We start from the raw sequence: 16,260 nt of genomic DNA, 5'->3' as shown, positions 1-16,260 counted from the left end.
CCGAGCTTTTATAAAAAAGCAAAGCAATTTTAAAAAACGTATAAATATGATTAGTAAAAAAATATATCTCTTAGCGTTAGTATGTAGTATATCAATACTTGCAAAAGCACAACAAACACCTGCCGCTAAACAATTAAAATCTGTTTTAATTCTTAATGCAACAGCGCATTTAGGGAATGGTGAAATAATTGAAAATAGCGCCATCGGATTTGTGGATGGAAAAATCACTTTGGTTGCGGATGCTACAGTAATCCGACTAGCCGCAGGAGCATACGATGTAACGATTGATGCCAGCGGAAAACATGTCTATCCAGGATTTATTGCACCAAATTCTACATTGGGACTTGTTGAAATTGATGCTGTAAAATCATCCGATGATGAAGATGAAATTGGAGTTATGAATCCAAATGTAAGAAGTATTATTGCATACACCGCCGATTCAAAAGTAATAGAAACCGTGAGACCCAACGGTATTTTAATGGCTCAAATCACGCCACGTGGTGGAACAATCTCTGGATCTTCCTCCATTGTTCAATTGGATGCCTGGAACTGGACAGATGCTTTGGTAAAAGAAAATGACGGAATCCATGTAAATTTCCCGACTACCTTTAGAAGAGGTGGCTCACGATTTGAACCTGGAAATATCGAAACCAATAAAGATTATACAAAACAAATTTTAGAATTATCAGGATTTTTATCTAATGCCAAAGCCTATTTAGGTGAAAGTTCAAAGGAAAGAAATTTAGTTTTAGAATCCACAAAAGGTCTATATGACGGAAGCCAAACGCTATTCATTCATGCCAATGAAGAAAAGCAAATTATAGATGCGGTGCAATTTACCAAAGAAAATGGTATTAAGAAAATGGTTATTGTTGGTGGTTATGAAGCCTACAAAGTTGCTGAATTATTACAAAAAAACAATATTGGTGTCTTATTAAGGAGAGTTCATGACATGCCTGACAATGATGATCATGATATCGATTTGCCATACAAAGCAGCCAAATTATTATCCGACAAAGGTGTTTTGGTTGGTTTAGAAAATAGTGGTGCTCATGAAAGGATGAATACCAGAAACTTACCATTTTTAGCAGGAACATGCGCTGCTTACGGAATGGATAAAGAAAAAGCGTTACAATTAATCACTTCGAATACTGCAAAAATATTAGGAATTGATGCGCAGTGTGGTACCTTGGAGCAAGGAAAAGATGCTACGTTATTTATATCCGAAGGTGATGCTTTAGATATGAGAACCAATAAATTAACAAATGCTTTTATTCAAGGTAGAATGATCAGTTTAGAAACGCATCAAACTAGGCTGAATGAGAGATACAAGACTAAATACAATCAAAAATAAAGCAATATCATGGGACTATTTAACGCCATTTTAGGCAATGCATCTGAAGTTAACATTGAAAATGTTTCGAAGGAATTCGAGCCTATCTTAATTGATGGTGAGGTAATTGAAAAAGCATATAAGCTCATTCGCGATATGTTTATCTTTACGAATAAAAGGCTGATTCTAGTCGAAAAACAATTGGTAGGTAGCAAAGTTGATTATATGTCGATTCCATATTCTAGTATCAAGAAATTCTCTAAAGAAAGTGCAGGAATATTAGATTTGGATGCCGAATTAAAAATTTGGTTAAACCACGATAATAATCCAATTGTGAAGCAATTTGGAAAAGGTGGAAATAATATTAATGAAGTCTATAAAATTTTAAGTCAACATACGTTGAAATAAAAAAACATAATTTTCAGCATCGAAAGGCACTAATTGTAATCCAAACAATTAGTGCCTTTTTTAGTTTAACCCATTTTTAGTTGAAAATGAGAACCCGTAATTAGAATCCAGTTGATTTTTTTTCTAATAATAACGCGTTACTGGGCTTTATACTAAAATTTCTTTAACCTAATTTTAACAAATTATAGATATTAAGATTAAATTATATAATACCTACAATAAAAAGGGGTGTAGATTATTTAAATCATAAAAATTAAACATTCAACTGATTTTTTAAGGGGGTATATTCAGTATTTTTATATTTTTATCGAAATTTAAAACTAAAAACAATGCGAAAAATTATTTTAAGTGTATTATTGATCACCATTTTGGTAGTAACCCTTTTTTCAAATTATTTTCTAATAGACAGCCCTGCGCCTGCTGAAGCTGTCAAATTTGACACCGGCGATACCGCTTGGATGATTGTTGCTACAGCACTTGTATTAATCATGACTCCTGGTTTAGGTTTCTTTTACGGTGGAATGGTAGGTAAGAAAAATGTAATCAGTACCATGCTTCAAAGTTTTATGGCTATGATAATTGTAACCGTATTATGGGTTGTAATCGCTTTCGGATTATCATTTGGACCAACGATTGGTGGCGTTATAGGAAATCCAATCCCGAATTTATTCTTTCAAGGCGTAGGTACTGATACAGCTTGGAGTCTAGCTCCTACAATTCCATTTATGCTGTTTGCTTTGTTCCAAGCAAAATTTGCAATAATTACACCTGCCTTAATCACAGGAGCTTTCGCTGAAAGAATTCGTTTTTGGGCATACTTACTATTTATGGTTTTATTTATATTACTTGTTTATACACCACTAGCACACATGACTTGGCATCCAGATGGTATTTTCTTTAAAATGGGAGTATTGGATTTTGCCGGTGGAACAGTAGTTCACATGAGTGCTGGATGGGCAGCATTGGCAGGAGCCATTTTCTTAGGAAGAAGAAAAGGACAAAAAGTTAATCCGGCACGTATTACGTATGTGTTATTAGGAACTGGTTTATTGTGGTTTGGATGGTTTGGTTTCAACGCAGGTTCAGCATTAGGTTCTAATGGCCTAGCAGTTCAAGCACTTGGTACGACTACTGTTGCTGCCGCTGCCGCTGGAATGGCTTGGGTATTTCTTGATAAAATTCTCGGTCACAAACTTTCTGCAATGGGAGCTTGTATAGGTGTAGTTGTAGGTTTAGTAGCGATTACTCCTGCCGCAGGTTTTGTTAGTATTCCTCATGCTTTGTTCATCGGAATTTTTGCCAGTATTGTGAGTAATATAGTGGTTAGAAGTTTCCACAAAGGAAAAATTGATGATGCTTTAGACGTTTTCGCTTGCCACGGTGTAGGTGGAATGGTTGGTATGCTTCTAACGGGCGTATTCGCTTCAAAATCAATCAACTCTGTTGTAGGAGATAATCAAGGACTAATTTTTGGCGATGCTACACTATTCTTAAACCAATTAACAGCATTAGTTGTGGTTTCAGTGTTTGCATTTTCAATGTCTTATTTCCTTTTCTTTATTGTAAACAAAATTACTCCACTTCGTGTAAGTGAAGAAAAAGAAGAATTAGGTTTGGATATTTCTCAACATGGTGAGTTTTTATAAATCGATTTTTAAATAAAATCTAAAAAACACTCTGAAATTCAGAGTGTTTTTTTTTGCACTAAACTCATTTATATATTAATGATTTAGTGCTGTCTGCCAATTTATTTAGAGAAGAAAAACTATCTTTCAAAACCGAATTTACTAGATTAATTTTAGTCTCTGTCATTTAAAAACAAAATCCCAATCTTAAAGAAAAAGATTGGGATTTTGCTTTTAGTATAGTGGAATGCTTTTTTAGCACAGAACCAGATTACCATCTTATTTTAATATTGTAAACTCAATTTTAGAGTCGTTATATATTCTATGTGTTTGTTTTTGGAAATCCTCTGGTTTAGCATAAAATATATTATCAACAAACGTTTGCGGATTCAAATCAATAAACGGAAACCAAGTACTTTGAACCTGAATCTGGATTTTATGCCCTTTTTTGAACGTATGAAAAACATCTTGCAACTTAATATTTACTGCTGTTTTCTCATTGGCAACAAAAGCTTCTGGTTTTGAAAAACTGTTTCTAAAACGACCTCGCATTACTTCACTGCGGACCATCATGTGGTAATTGCTCATTTTCAAATAAGGAGCCACATCTTTCGTCTCTGGTTCATCGTTAGGAAAAACGTCCACCACTTTCACAATCCAATCGGCATCCGTTCCTGTTGTTGAAACTTGTAATTTAGCCAATATTTCTCCTGCTAATGTGGTATCATCGGCCAATACTTCTGTTTCAAAAACAATAACATCTGGACGTCGAGCAGCAAAACGCTGATCATCTGTCATATATTTCCTTGGCGTAAGCCCTGCTTGTTTAATGTCTTCAGAATAAGGAACCGGTTTCTTAGGATCACTGATGAATTCTTCAAAAGAGATATTTCGCTTTGCCATTTTTGTCAATTGACTTCCTTGCAAAAAGAAATCTTGTTTCTCTGTATTCTTAGGTGGCCAAGTTTCATAGGTTTTCCACTCTTTTCTACCCGTATCAAAAACATACGCTTCCGGTAATTTATTTTCACCTTTTCCATTATTTTTCAAGAAATGACGGAAGAAATTAGCTTCGATATTTTTTTGATAATAACCAGAAATACTATCTCCAAAATTAATATTACCAATCACTTGTTTTGCTGAATTTCTAGCCCAATCGCCGTGACTCCATGGTCCCATAACGATGATGTTGTAGTTTTTACTACTCTTTTCTATCGTACTGTAGGTATTCAAAGGTCCATATAAATCTTCGGCATCAAACCAACCTCCTACTGTCATAACCGCTGGTTTTATATTTTTTAAATGTTGTAAAATGCCACGTTTTTGCCAAAAATCATCATAACTGGAATGATCTTTAAGCTGCTGCCAAAATTCATTCTCTTTACCATAATATTTATCCAAATTTGACAAAGGACCTGCATCCAAGAAAAACTGATAATCATCATTTGTTCCTGTATTTGTAAATTTATACCAAGGCTCTGTAGTACGCTTTGTTTTTTGTGGCCCAAATAATGGCGTTACTTTCCAATAGCTCAACAAATATGCTCCATTATGATGAAAATCATCAAAAAAGAAATCGGCAATACACGCTTGAGGCGAAACCGCTTTCAAAGCTGGATGATTACTCAACAAAGAATATGTTGCGTAAAATCCAGGATATGAAATCCCCCAAGTTCCAACATTTCCGTTGTTATTTGCCACATTTTTCACCAACCAATCTATCGTATCATACGTATCCGATGCTTCATCGGTAGCTGTCCTTCCTTTTTTATTTGGAATAAAACCACGCATATTATCGTATAATCCATCACTCATAAACCTACCACGAACATCTTGATAGACCACAATATAACCTTCTTTCATCATTGTCTCGCTTGGAGAAATACTTCTTTTGAACTGACCTTCTCCATATGGACCAGAATTATAAGGCGTTCTTTGCATTATAATCGGATATTTTTTAGAAACATCTTTGGGAGTGTAAATAGCAGTAAATAATTCTGCACCATCGCGCATCTTGATGTGCACTTCTTTTTTAGTATAATTATCCGAAACATAATTTGTTGCTTTATTGTCTTGGGCAAATAATAGTGCTCCAATAAAAAAAAGCGAAATACTGAGTAGTTTTTTCATGAATTTTTTGAATTAAAATAGTTTCTAAAGATAAAAAATCTCTTTTGAATAAAATATCCTTATTTTATCTTTTTTAAAACTCCTATTTAGAAAGTTTAAATAAACATCAACGCTATTTCAATAGCTTATTTTTTTTGAAAAAATCATTCTAAAAACAATTCAATTACACCTTCAAATCTGTCTTTTTCTGCATTGAATAAAACTTTGACAAAAACCAAATCACTTTGACTATTTACACACAAAACAAGCGATTTTACATACAAAAAGCACATTTTACCCATTTTAAGAGCTTTTTTCAGATAATTCGCCTTATATTTGTAAAATACGAAATTTTATTTCGAGGTTATTTAAGTCTTTTTTTTTGACTTTAATGCCTATATCTAAGATCCCTTATTTCAGATATTATTCTGAAAAATCATCTTTTTTTTGCAGCTTACTGCATCTTTTGCCTTTTGGAAAAATTCCATTTTCAGGCTATTAAATAATCGAAAATTAAGAATATGCACATAATAGATTATGCAATCTTTGTTGTTTATATGTTAGCAATGTTAGGCGTTGGTGTTTACTTTTTTAACAAAAATAAAACTGCTGAAGATTTCTACGTAAGTGGCAGAAATATGAGCAGCTGGCACATTGGTTTATCCGTTGTTGCCACTGATGTTGGCGGTGGATTCTCAATAGGATTAGGCGGACTTGGTTTTACAATGGGAATATCTGGTTCTTGGATGCTTTTCACCGGACTTCTAGGCGCTTGGTTGAGTGCCGTTTTTCTTATTCCAAAAGTAAGCGCATTAGGACACAAATACAAGTTTTTTACTTTTCCGCAAATATTTAATCATTTCTATAACGCTAAAGTGGCGCTGCTGGCCGGAATTATTTCTGCTATTGGATATATCGGATTTACGAGTTCTCAGGTTTTGGCTGGAGCCAAATTAGCTTCGGCAACCATAAAAGGACTTGATTTACAAACTGCATTAATTGTCATGGGCCTAATCGCAGTAATTTATACCGCTATTGGAGGATTAAAAGCCGTCATTTATACCGATACGATCCAATGGTTAATCTTAATTGGAGGGTTAGTATTCATAGGAATTCCTATTGCCTATACTGCCGTAGGAGGTTATGATGCGATCAAAACCACCTTAGCACCTGAATATCTCTCGCTGACTAATGTGAAATGGTATCAGATTCTAAACTGGTCCATAACCATTATTCCCATTTGGTTTGTAGGAATGACTTTGTACCAACGGATTTATGCCAGCAAAGGCGAAAAAGAAGCGAAAAAAGCATGGATGATTGCCGGGGTTTTTGAATGGCCAATAATGGCATTTATGGGAGTAATTCTGGGAATGCTGGCAAAAGTGGCGGCAACAAAAGGAATGTTTGATGGCATTACTGATGCAGCCAATATGGACAGCGAAATGGGATTGCCTATTTTACTGGCCACCATATTGCCTGTAGGATTAATGGGATTGATGCTTTCCTCCTACTTTTCGGCAATACTTTCTACTGCAGATAGTTGTTTAATGGCGGCATCAGGAAATATTGTTACTGATATTATTGCTAAGTTTTCAAAAAAAGAATTAAGTCATAAAAAAGAGCTTCGACTTTCACAAATGGTCACCTTAATCGTTGGTTTTCTTGCCATTTTAATTGCGTCCCAAATGCAAAATGTACTAGAACTAATGCTGTACTCCTACGCTTTCATGGTTTCAGGATTATTCGTTCCAGTAATAGGCGCTTTATTTTGGAAAAAAAGCCATCCAACAGCTGCTTTTTGGAGCATGCTTTTTGGCGGTGCCACCACAATCCTGCTAATCGTCACAGAGAACAAACTTCCTTTAGGAATAAAACTACCGGAACACTTAGACGCAAACCTTTACGGAATAAGTATTTCACTTATTTTATTCGTCACAATATCAATTTATTACAATAACAAAAAAGAAAGACAAAATGGAATTCAAACAAATTAATGCCACAACTGGAGAAGATACCGTTTATACCAACCCAATTATAGCCTTATTTCTTTATGCTCATTTAGAACAATACGGCGATACCGTTGCGGACATCACAAAATGTATGGATTATGTAATGAATCCCAGTAAAGGAGGAAACATCATAGTTGGTATCGAAGAACAAAAAATTGTAGGTGTTGTGATCTTAAACAACACGGGAATGAAAGATTTTATTCCCGAAAATATTTTAGTGTATATCGCCGTAGACAACAGTCAACGCGGAAAAGGTTTTGGAAAACAATTAATGCAAAAAGCCATATCGATCGCTGAAGGAAATATTGCGCTACATGTAGAACCTGATAATCCGGCTAAAAAATTATATGAAAAATTAGGTTTTACCAACAAATACTTAGAAATGCGTCTCATAAAATAGACCAAAATGGAAAACTCAAACGCACTCATTCTTTTACGAAAGGAATTACACCAACATCCTGAGGTTTCAGGAGAAGAAATTCACACGGCAAAACGAGTCCTTTCTTTTCTTGAAAATTATCCTCCTGATGAAGTAATTACGGAAATAGGAAAAACTGGCCTGATTGCGATTTACAAAGGTAAAAAAACCGGAAAAACAGTATTATTCCGATGTGAACTCGATGCTTTGCCAATTGAAGAAACTAATGTTTTCGGACATCGTTCCCTAAATAATGGTGTTTCACACAAATGCGGTCACGATGGTCACATGGCTATTCTTTGTGGTTTAGCTGCTGAATTGTATCATAATAAACCGGAATCAGGAACTGTTATTTTGTTATTTCAACCTGCTGAGGAAGATGGTAGTGGTGCTCAAAAAGTATTATTGGATACCAAGTTTGCTTCTATCCAACCTGATTACGTCTTTGCGCTTCATAATTTACCAGGTTTTCCAATGCATCAAATTGTAGTTAAAAACGAAACTTTTAGCTGCGCTGTCAATAGTATAATTATCAAATTAAAAGGCAAGACTTCCCATGCAGGCGAACCCGGAAAAGGAATAAATCCTGCATTAGCCATAGCCGCAATAATTTCGGAATTTAACACCATTATTCAATCCGATATTACCAAAGAAAACTATTGCTTGATTACTGCTATTTATACCAAAATGGGTTCGAAAGCCTATGGCGTTTCTGCGGGCGCAGGAGAAATTCATTTTACAGTGCGGAGTGACAGCAATTCGCAAATGAGAAGGATTGAACTCACTTTAGAAAATTTAGCCCAATCAATTGCAAAAAAACATAAATTAACTTGCAAAACAAGTTGGACACAAGGTTTTCAAGCCAATGAAAATGACAAAACTGCTGTGACATTCATCAAAAAAGCAGCAACTATAAATGGTTTTGACTTGCTTGAAAAAGACAAACCATTTACTTGGGGCGAAGATTTTGGTTTGTTCACACAACACTATCCCGGAGCCATGTTTGGACTCGGTGCAGGAATAAACACTGCTGCTTTGCACAATCCTGATTATGATTTTCCAGATGAAATTATTACAACTGGAGTATCCGTTTTTCATCAAATTAGTAAACAAATTACAAATGCACACTAATTCACTCATAGAGCTTAATCGCTCCGCGTATCAGAACAATATCGATTTTCTGAAAAAGACTTTCGGAAAAAAAGTATTGGTTTCCTCTGTAGTAAAAGGAAACGCGTATGGTCACGGAGTACAGGAATTTGTTTCTATGGCTTTTCAATGTGGCGTAACTCATTTTTCTGTTTTTGATGTTCAGGAAGCTAAAGTTGTAAAAAGCACATTAAAGAATAAAGCAACTATTATGGTTATGGGACTTGTTCAGGATGAAGATATGGAATGGGTAATCCAAAATGATGTCGAATTTTTTGTTTTTGATAAAAGTCGATTGACGAAAGCTATGAAAACCGCTAAAAAACTGGATAAAAAAGCGATTTTACATATTGAAGTTGAAACCGGAATGAACCGAACCGGTTTTGATAAAAGTGAACTCAATGCGGTGATTGCCTTTTTAAAAAAAGAAGATCAACATTTTACTTTCAAAGGGCTTTGCACGCATTATGCGGGTGCTGAAAGTATAGCCAATTATTACAGGGTAGATCAACAAATCAAGAAGTTTGAAGAAATTTATGCCTTTTTCTGTAAAAATGACCTGAAGCCACAAATCAGACATTCTGCTTGTTCTGCAGCATCTATAATGTTTCCGCAAACCAGAATGGATATGGTACGGATCGGAATAATGCAATACGGATTGTGGTCCAGTCCAGAGGTATTTGTGACCTATTTAAACTCTAAAAAGAATAAAATTGATCCGCTCCAGCGCGTCATCAGTTGGAAAAGTACTATCATGAGTATAAAAAAAGTCAATATTGGTGATTTCATTGGGTATGGAACTAGTTTTATGGCTAAAAGGAAAATGAAAATTGCCGTCATCCCTATTGGCTACTGTCATGGATACAGTCGCTCATTGAGCAATCAAGGTCGTGTTCTTATCCATGGGCAACGTTGTGTTGTAGTGGGTTCCGTAAACATGAACATGATGACTGTCGACATTACTGACATTGAGATGGCAAAAAAAGAAGATGAAGTGGTACTTATCGGCACTCAAAAAGAGCTATCTGTTTCTGTCGCTTCTTTCAGTGACTTCAGCAACCAACTTAATTACGAATTATTAACTCGGATTTCTAAAGCAATTCCACGTAAAATTATAGAATAATGGCCTTTATAAAATTATATCGCAAAAAACTCGAAGAAAATTATGCCTTTCTGGATCACATTTTTAAATCTAGAAATATCCAGTGGGGTGTAGTTTCCAAACTTTTATGTGGAAATAAAATATATCTCAAAGAAATAATTGCTTTAGGAGTGCGGGAAATTCATGATTCCAGAGTGAGCAATTTAAAAAAAATCAAAGCACTGGATCCGGAAATTCAAACCGTTTATATCAAACCACCCGCAAAACGAAGTATTGAAAGCATTGTTAAGTATGCCGATATCAGTTTTAATACTGAAATCTACACCATACAATTGCTTTCTAACGAAGCTGTAAAGCAAAATAAGATTCATAAAGTCATTATCATGATCGAAATGGGTGATCTTCGAGAAGGTGTTATGGGTGAAGAGCTAATCGCTTTTTACGGTACTATTTTAAAAATGCCAAACATCGAGATTTCAGGAATAGGAACTAATCTCAATTGCCTTAGCGGTGTGATGCCCACGCAAGACAAGCTCATTCAATTGAGTTTATATAAGCAATTAATTGAAGCTAAATTCGATATAAGCATTCCGTTTGTCTCTGGAGGAACCTCCGTGGCAATTCCGCTTATACTTAAAAATGCACGCCCAATGGCTGTCAATCATTTTCGAATAGGCGAAGCGCTCTTTTTTGGAAAAGATCTATTCACCGGCGATACTATGGAGGGAATGCATAACGATGTATTCAAATTATACGCTGAAATTATAGAAATTACCGAAAAACCAAATACGCCTACAGGTGAATTAGGTGAGAACGTCGCCGGAAATTCTTTTTCCATGAATGACGTTACCGATTTAGGAATTACGTCTTTAAGAGCTATCTTAGATATTGGGTTGTTAGATATGCAACCGCAGTATTTAGAATCGGATGATGCTGATATTACTATTGTAGATGCCAGTTCTGATATGTTGGTTATCGATATTTCTAATTCTAAAAAGACGTATAAAATTGGAGATTTAGTTGCTTTTAAAATTAGATATATGGGCGCTTTATATCTTTTAAATTCAGATTACATCGAAAAAACAATCGAGTAGTAAAGTACTTAAGCGAGATGTATTGCTATACCAAAATCAAAAAATTGCACTAATTACCTAAGATTACTTCTTAGAAATTAGTGCAATTTACGTTTACTATTTTGTCCAGAAGCTAGCTGCTATTTTACCTTTACAAAGCGATCAATTCCTTCTCTTAACCAGCTTTTATAAGCATTGATGTCTGAGTTATAACTCTCTGGTTTACTGGACAACATATTTTCTTCTATATCTATAACAATGTAATACGGTTGTGCATTGGCTTTGTACCGAGTGATTTGGAAATCACTCCATTTATTCCCCACACTTACAATTTCTTTACCCGTTTCTTTAGATACATATTGCTCGCTTTTTGGCAATTCTCTTTTATCATCCACATACAAAGAGATTAGTACCACTTCCTCTTGTAATATTTTTAGAATCGCAGGATCAGACCAAACATAATCTTCCATTTTTCTACAATTCACACAAGCATATCCTGTAAAGTCCAGTAAAATAGGTTTGTTTACTGATTTGGCATAAGCCAATCCTTTTTCATAATCTTCAAAAGCAATAAGATCATGGGGTCCTAAATGTGCGCCTTCCGGCAAAATTTGAGCTGATGCGTTTGAACCTCCTTTTGAATTTCCTACTCCGTATGGGTTTTCGCTATACGTCATTGGTGGCGGAAAACCAGAAATTAATTTTAATGGCGCTCCCCAAATTCCAGGGATCAAATAGATGGTAAAGGCCAAAACTACCAATCCGAAAGACAATCTTCCTACCGAAATATGACTCATCGGACTATCATGTGGCAGCGTAATTTTCCCGAATAAATAAAAAGCTAATGTTCCAAAAATAGCAATCCAAATTGCCAAGAAAACTTCTCTTTCCAAGAAATGCAATTGCAATACCAAATCTGCATTTGACAGAAATTTGAAAGCTAAAGCCAATTCTAAAAATCCTAAAACTACTTTAACAGTATTCAACCAACCGCCGGATTTTGGTAATGAATTCAACCAACCTGGGAACATCGCAAATAACATAAAGGGTAAGGCTAAAGCCAATGAAAATCCGAACATTCCTACAATAGGCGCAATTCCGCCTTTAGAAGCAGCTTCGACTAAAAGGGTTCCTACGATTGGTCCTGTGCACGAAAAAGAGACAATCGCTAATGCCAAAGCCATAAATAAGATTCCAATTATTCCACCTCTATCCGCTTGATTGTCTACTTTATTTGCCCAAGAATTAGGTAACATAATTTCAAAAGCACCTAAAAATGAAGCTGCAAATGTGACTAACAAAACAAAGAAAATAATATTAAACCAAACATTGGTCGACAACGCATTCAGTGCATCGGCACCAAAAATCCACGTCACTAAGAATCCTAAAACTACATAAATGAAGATGATAGCAATTCCATAAATAATGGCATTTCTAATTCCTTTTGCTTTTGTTTTACTTTGTTTCGTAAAGAAACTTACCGTCATAGGAATCATTGGGAAGACACATGGCGTAAGCAATGCTGCAAATCCAGATAAAAAAGCAATAAAGAAAATAGACCACAATCCTCTTTGTTTGGAAGGCTTCGTATCCAGAACAGGAACTTTTTCAGGAGTAACAACCTGTTCTTTATTTACATCTGTATTTGTAACTGCAGTGTCAACTTTAGCTGAATCTATTGTCGTTAAATCTGTTGCTATAGTAGCGATTTCTGTTGTTTTTGAAGCCGCAGGAATGGTAAACGTGAAACTTTTTTCTATATTAATACAAACCTCTTTGCACACCTGATAATTAAAATCGACTTTAATTTCAGTCAGCTTCGGGTTTGTTATTGCAATTTCTTGTTGTATTTGGCCTTTCTTTTCAAAGAATGTTTCGTTAACCTCAAATATGTCATTATAGGCCGTTCTTGTTTTACTTTCTTTGGCCTTACCTACTAAAGTAAAATTCCCTTTTTGATTTTTGAAGATGATTTCTAATGGTAATGGCCCACCGTCTGGAGTAAACTGCGAATACAAATGCCAATCATTTTCTATGACAACATTAAAAGTAAGGATGTAATTACTCTCTGATTTCTTTTCTATTTTCGTAGTCCATTTTGCAGGATCAAGAATTTGGGCATTTCCATTGGCAAAAGCCAAAAAAGCAATAAGTATAAATAGTAGTTTCTTCATTATTCCAATTGTATTTTAAGTATATTCTTTGTTGTATTGTCAATTCTAAAACGTTCGTCTTGACGAACATTAATAATCCAAACGATTGCATCATTCGAACATAAAAGCCAAGTGATTTCTTTTTCTAACAAGGATAATTTTTCATCTTTAAAAAGCTTACTCACTTTCTTTGATTTGCCATCCATTCCAAAAGGTTCAAAACGATCGCCCTCATTCCAATGACGCAAAACCAGTGGATAGTGTAATTTATCAGCGTCCACAAAGATAGTTTTATTTGAAACGATACTCATGTCGGCTACTTTGCAAAACGTAAGATTTAAGGGAATATTAACTTCTTTTTGATTTTCAGCAATAAAATATTCTTCGCTTTCATCCGCAGAATTTATCGGACTTAGGATTAAAGAATCTCTGTCTTTCAATAATCGATATTCTGGCGAAAAAACGAATTTACCTGATTGGCTTTCGACCAAATTATAAATATCATCCCATGCCGAAAATCCAAATTCTTTCAGCCATTGGTATAAATACGATTGGTAATTGGGCAATTGTTGCAATTTCTTTAAATCAAAATAAATAGTATCCTCCTCTTGTTTAGCCACTTGCTGATAAATCATAATCGAAGCATCTTCAATCATAACTTGCGCTTCTTGCAAATAGTTTTGCGTTTTATGAAACGAGGAAAGAAAATTTGGATTCAATTCCTTTAAAAGCGGAACCAGATGATGGCGAATTTTATTTCGAAGGTATTTATCGGATGCATTGCTGCTATCCTCACGCCATTGAATATTATTTAATGTGGCATATTCTGCCATTTCTTCTTGGCTAAATGCCAAAAGTGGACGGATTACTTTATCATTTTGCTCTGGAATACCTATTAATCCCTCTAAACCAGTACCACGTGACAGATTGATAAGAAAGGTTTCTAAATTATCATCGGCGTGATGTGCGGTTAGAATATAATTGAATTTTTCGGTTTCTAATAATTCATAAAACCAATTATATCGCAGCTCGCGAGCGGCAACTTGCGTAGAAACTTTATAATCTTCAGCAAAAGCTTTAGTATCAAATTGTGTTATAAATACCGGAATATCATTTGCGACAGCATATTCCTGAACAAAATTTTGGTCTTCAAAACTTTCCATTTCACGCAACTGAAAATTACAATGTGCAATTCCTATTTTATAATCCAATTGTTGAAATAAATGCACCATTACCATACTATCTTTCCCTCCGCTTGTAGCAAGAAGTATTTTTTTTCCGTCCAAGAATTGGAAAGTATCACGAAGATGGTTTTGGAATTTCTGTAGCATGTTCAAATTTAATTAATTCGTTTGTATTTAACTTAAAACTTCTCGCATCGCTTTTGCTTTAAGCAAACATTCTTCATATTCGTTTTCAGGAATGGATTGCGAAGTGATGGCACTACCAACCGAGAAAGAAATATATTTCTTTTCTTGATTGTACAAAATACTTCGGATCACGACATTGAAATCAAAATCACCGTTTGGTGCAAAATAACCAACTGCTCCACTGTATAAACCTCGTTTTGTTTCTTCCAATTGTTCAATGATTTTCATCACCGAAATTTTTGGTGCTCCAGTCATACTTCCCATTGGGAAAGTGGTTTTTAAAACATCAACAACAGAATATTGCGCATCTAACTTTGACGTCACTGTAGAGATCATTTGATGCACTTGCAAAAAAGAATAAATTTTGCACAATTCTTGGACTACAACAGATCCTTTTTGTGCCGTTCGAGACAAATCATTCCGTACTAAATCCGTAATCATAATGTTTTCGGCTCTTTCTTTTGGGTCTAAAGCCAATTGTACTTTTGATTTTTCATCTTCGATTGGGTCTGAAAATCGTTTCGCAGTTCCTTTAATCGGTTGCGAAATAATCAGTTCTCCCTCTTTCCTTACATAGCGTTCTGGTGTCGCCGAAAGTAAAAAGTGCATGTTATTTTTAAAAAAAACAGCGAATGGAGGCTGAGAAATTTCATTGAGTTTACTAAATTTTTCAAAAGGATCTAGGGTGGCATTTTCGGCAAAAAACTCCATGCAAAAATTGGCTTCATAGATGTCCCCGCGATGAATGTATTCCAAAATTTTAGCCACTTTTTGAAGATAATTCTCCTTCGGAATCCGTTGTTGAATGGCTGTTTGTGAATCCTGATTACTGAACACTGAACACTGAACACTTATTTCTTCAAAATCTTCCTCCACTTCATCATCACACATAGTAAGATATTGAATTTCGAGTTCATTTCCTTTCAATAAAAACAGTTTTTTAGGCTGAAAGAAATACAAATCGGGAAATTCTAATCCGTCAAAATTATGAGATTGTAACTCCTCAATATCATTTTTTAAATCATACGATAAATAGCCAAAAAGCCAGTCTTTGGTACTTTGTTGGTATTGTTTCAAGTCTTCAAAAGCATTGTGAAAATCAGTTTTAATGGATGTTAATGCATCAACAGCAAGAACACAATCATAACTGGAATAATTTTGTGGATAATCATTACTGTCCAAATAAATGATTTCTCGAAACTGTTGAGACCATAATAAAAGCTGTTCTTTAAACAGTTTTGGATCAGAAATAGACTTGTAAATTGAAGTTCTCAAAGAGTATTGGTATTTAAAATTCAAAATTACAATAAAAAATAAACCTTCAATAATTGATTTTACTAAAAATAGCTTATTTTTTTGTAAATTTGATAAAGCAGAATCAATTTCAGTTTTTTCAATCTTTGAAATAGTCTTTTAAAGTCTCAAAAAAATCAGACCTTAAGACCTTCAGGGACAAAAAAGCAATTGATTTTTTACACGAAAAGAATTTTACTTCAATCCACAATTTACGG

Annotated in this window: 12 protein-coding genes; 8 read left to right on the top strand and 4 right to left on the bottom strand. The window is 34.8% G+C overall.

Annotated features, from left to right (window positions below; translation table 11 throughout):
- Positions 1 to 46 precede the first annotated feature (46 nt).
- The 3 genes from E0F91_RS05785 (at position 47) to E0F91_RS05775 (ending at position 3,387) form a co-directional block, all read left to right on the top strand.
- Positions 47 to 1,354: an amidohydrolase family protein gene (locus tag E0F91_RS05785; protein WP_132065380.1), complete on the top strand. Its 1,308-nt coding sequence runs from the start codon at positions 47 to 49 to the stop codon at positions 1,352 to 1,354.
- A 9-nt stretch (positions 1,355 to 1,363) separates the two neighbouring features.
- Complete coding sequence (locus E0F91_RS05780) at positions 1,364 to 1,741, top strand: PH domain-containing protein (RefSeq protein WP_073352947.1); 378 nt, start codon at positions 1,364 to 1,366, stop codon at positions 1,739 to 1,741.
- A gap of 329 nt (positions 1,742 to 2,070) precedes the next feature.
- Positions 2,071 to 3,387, top strand: a complete 1,317-nt coding sequence (locus E0F91_RS05775) for an ammonium transporter (protein WP_132065379.1) — start codon at positions 2,071 to 2,073, stop codon at positions 3,385 to 3,387.
- 258 nt (positions 3,388 to 3,645) lie between these two features.
- Here the strand turns inward: E0F91_RS05775 and E0F91_RS05770 are convergent, their stop codons facing one another.
- On the bottom strand, positions 3,646 to 5,496 hold the full coding sequence (locus tag E0F91_RS05770) for a CocE/NonD family hydrolase (protein ID WP_132065378.1): 1,851 nt from the start codon (positions 5,494 to 5,496) through the stop codon (positions 3,646 to 3,648).
- Positions 5,497 to 5,996: 500 nt separating this feature from the next.
- Between E0F91_RS05770 and E0F91_RS05765 the strand changes: the two genes are divergently transcribed.
- From E0F91_RS05765 to E0F91_RS05745, 5 genes are read left to right on the top strand one after another with little or no spacing between them, the layout of a single operon-like run.
- A complete protein-coding gene (locus tag E0F91_RS05765; RefSeq protein WP_132065377.1) occupies positions 5,997 to 7,469 on the top strand; it encodes a sodium:solute symporter family protein in 1,473 nt (490 codons plus the stop codon).
- A complete protein-coding gene (locus E0F91_RS05760; RefSeq protein WP_132065376.1) occupies positions 7,450 to 7,884 on the top strand; it encodes a GNAT family N-acetyltransferase in 435 nt (144 codons plus the stop codon). Before E0F91_RS05765 ends, E0F91_RS05760 begins: the two co-directional genes overlap by 20 nt.
- 6 nt (positions 7,885 to 7,890) lie before the next feature.
- Positions 7,891 to 9,033 carry an amidohydrolase gene (locus E0F91_RS05755; RefSeq protein ID WP_132065375.1) on the top strand — a complete coding sequence of 381 codons (1,143 nt, stop codon included), beginning with the start codon at positions 7,891 to 7,893 and terminating at the stop codon, positions 9,031 to 9,033.
- A complete protein-coding gene (gene alr, locus E0F91_RS05750) occupies positions 9,023 to 10,174 on the top strand; it encodes an alanine racemase (RefSeq protein WP_132065374.1) in 1,152 nt (383 codons plus the stop codon). The genes E0F91_RS05755 and alr overlap by 11 nt, the downstream gene beginning before the upstream one ends.
- Entirely contained in the window at positions 10,174 to 11,247 is a 1,074-nt protein-coding gene (locus E0F91_RS05745; protein ID WP_132065373.1) for an alanine/ornithine racemase family PLP-dependent enzyme, read from the top strand. Before alr ends, E0F91_RS05745 begins: the two co-directional genes overlap by 1 nt.
- Before the next feature lie 119 nt (positions 11,248 to 11,366).
- Here E0F91_RS05745 and E0F91_RS05740 read toward each other — a convergent pair whose 3' ends face one another.
- Genes E0F91_RS05740 through E0F91_RS05730 form a run of 3 tightly spaced genes read right to left on the bottom strand, consistent with a single transcriptional unit; the run spans position 11,367 to position 16,024 of the window.
- Positions 11,367 to 13,400, bottom strand: a complete 2,034-nt coding sequence (locus E0F91_RS05740) for a protein-disulfide reductase DsbD family protein (RefSeq protein WP_132065372.1) — start codon at positions 13,398 to 13,400, stop codon at positions 11,367 to 11,369.
- Entirely contained in the window at positions 13,400 to 14,710 is a 1,311-nt protein-coding gene (tilS, locus tag E0F91_RS05735) for a tRNA lysidine(34) synthetase TilS (RefSeq protein ID WP_132065371.1), read from the bottom strand. The genes E0F91_RS05740 and tilS overlap by 1 nt, the downstream gene beginning before the upstream one ends.
- Before the next feature lie 27 nt (positions 14,711 to 14,737).
- The gene (locus tag E0F91_RS05730) at positions 14,738 to 16,024 is read right to left on the bottom strand and encodes an anthranilate synthase component I family protein (protein ID WP_132065370.1); all 1,287 of its coding nucleotides are present in this window, start codon (positions 16,022 to 16,024) and stop codon (positions 14,738 to 14,740) included.
- Positions 16,025 to 16,260: the final 236 nt, after the last annotated feature.

The organism is Flavobacterium sandaracinum (genome assembly GCF_004349135.1).
GTDB classification, from domain to species: Bacteria; Bacteroidota; Bacteroidia; order Flavobacteriales; family Flavobacteriaceae; genus Flavobacterium; species Flavobacterium sandaracinum.
Note: the sequence above shows the minus strand (reverse complement) of the source record. Positions and strands in the feature narration are given on the sequence as shown.

What these genes read in the sequence shown, in the direction of transcription:
- E0F91_RS05775 (WP_132065379.1), top strand. Translation starts at nt 2,071, where the DNA reads ATGCGAAAAATTATTTTAAGTGTATTATTGATCACCATTTTGGTAGTA.
- E0F91_RS05765 (WP_132065377.1), top strand. Translation starts at nt 5,997, where the DNA reads ATGCACATAATAGATTATGCAATCTTTGTTGTTTATATGTTAGCAATG.
- E0F91_RS05770 (WP_132065378.1), bottom strand. Translation starts at nt 5,496, where the DNA reads ATGAAAAAACTACTCAGTATTTCGCTTTTTTTTATTGGAGCACTATTA.
- E0F91_RS05755 (WP_132065375.1), top strand. Translation starts at nt 7,891, where the DNA reads ATGGAAAACTCAAACGCACTCATTCTTTTACGAAAGGAATTACACCAA.
- E0F91_RS05745 (WP_132065373.1), top strand. Translation starts at nt 10,174, where the DNA reads ATGGCCTTTATAAAATTATATCGCAAAAAACTCGAAGAAAATTATGCC.
- E0F91_RS05780 (WP_073352947.1), top strand. Translation starts at nt 1,364, where the DNA reads ATGGGACTATTTAACGCCATTTTAGGCAATGCATCTGAAGTTAACATT.
- alr (WP_132065374.1), top strand. Translation starts at nt 9,023, where the DNA reads ATGCACACTAATTCACTCATAGAGCTTAATCGCTCCGCGTATCAGAAC.
- E0F91_RS05760 (WP_132065376.1), top strand. Translation starts at nt 7,450, where the DNA reads ATGGAATTCAAACAAATTAATGCCACAACTGGAGAAGATACCGTTTAT.
- E0F91_RS05740 (WP_132065372.1), bottom strand. Translation starts at nt 13,400, where the DNA reads ATGAAGAAACTACTATTTATACTTATTGCTTTTTTGGCTTTTGCCAAT.
- E0F91_RS05785 (WP_132065380.1), top strand. Translation starts at nt 47, where the DNA reads ATGATTAGTAAAAAAATATATCTCTTAGCGTTAGTATGTAGTATATCA.
- tilS (WP_132065371.1), bottom strand. Translation starts at nt 14,710, where the DNA reads ATGCTACAGAAATTCCAAAACCATCTTCGTGATACTTTCCAATTCTTG.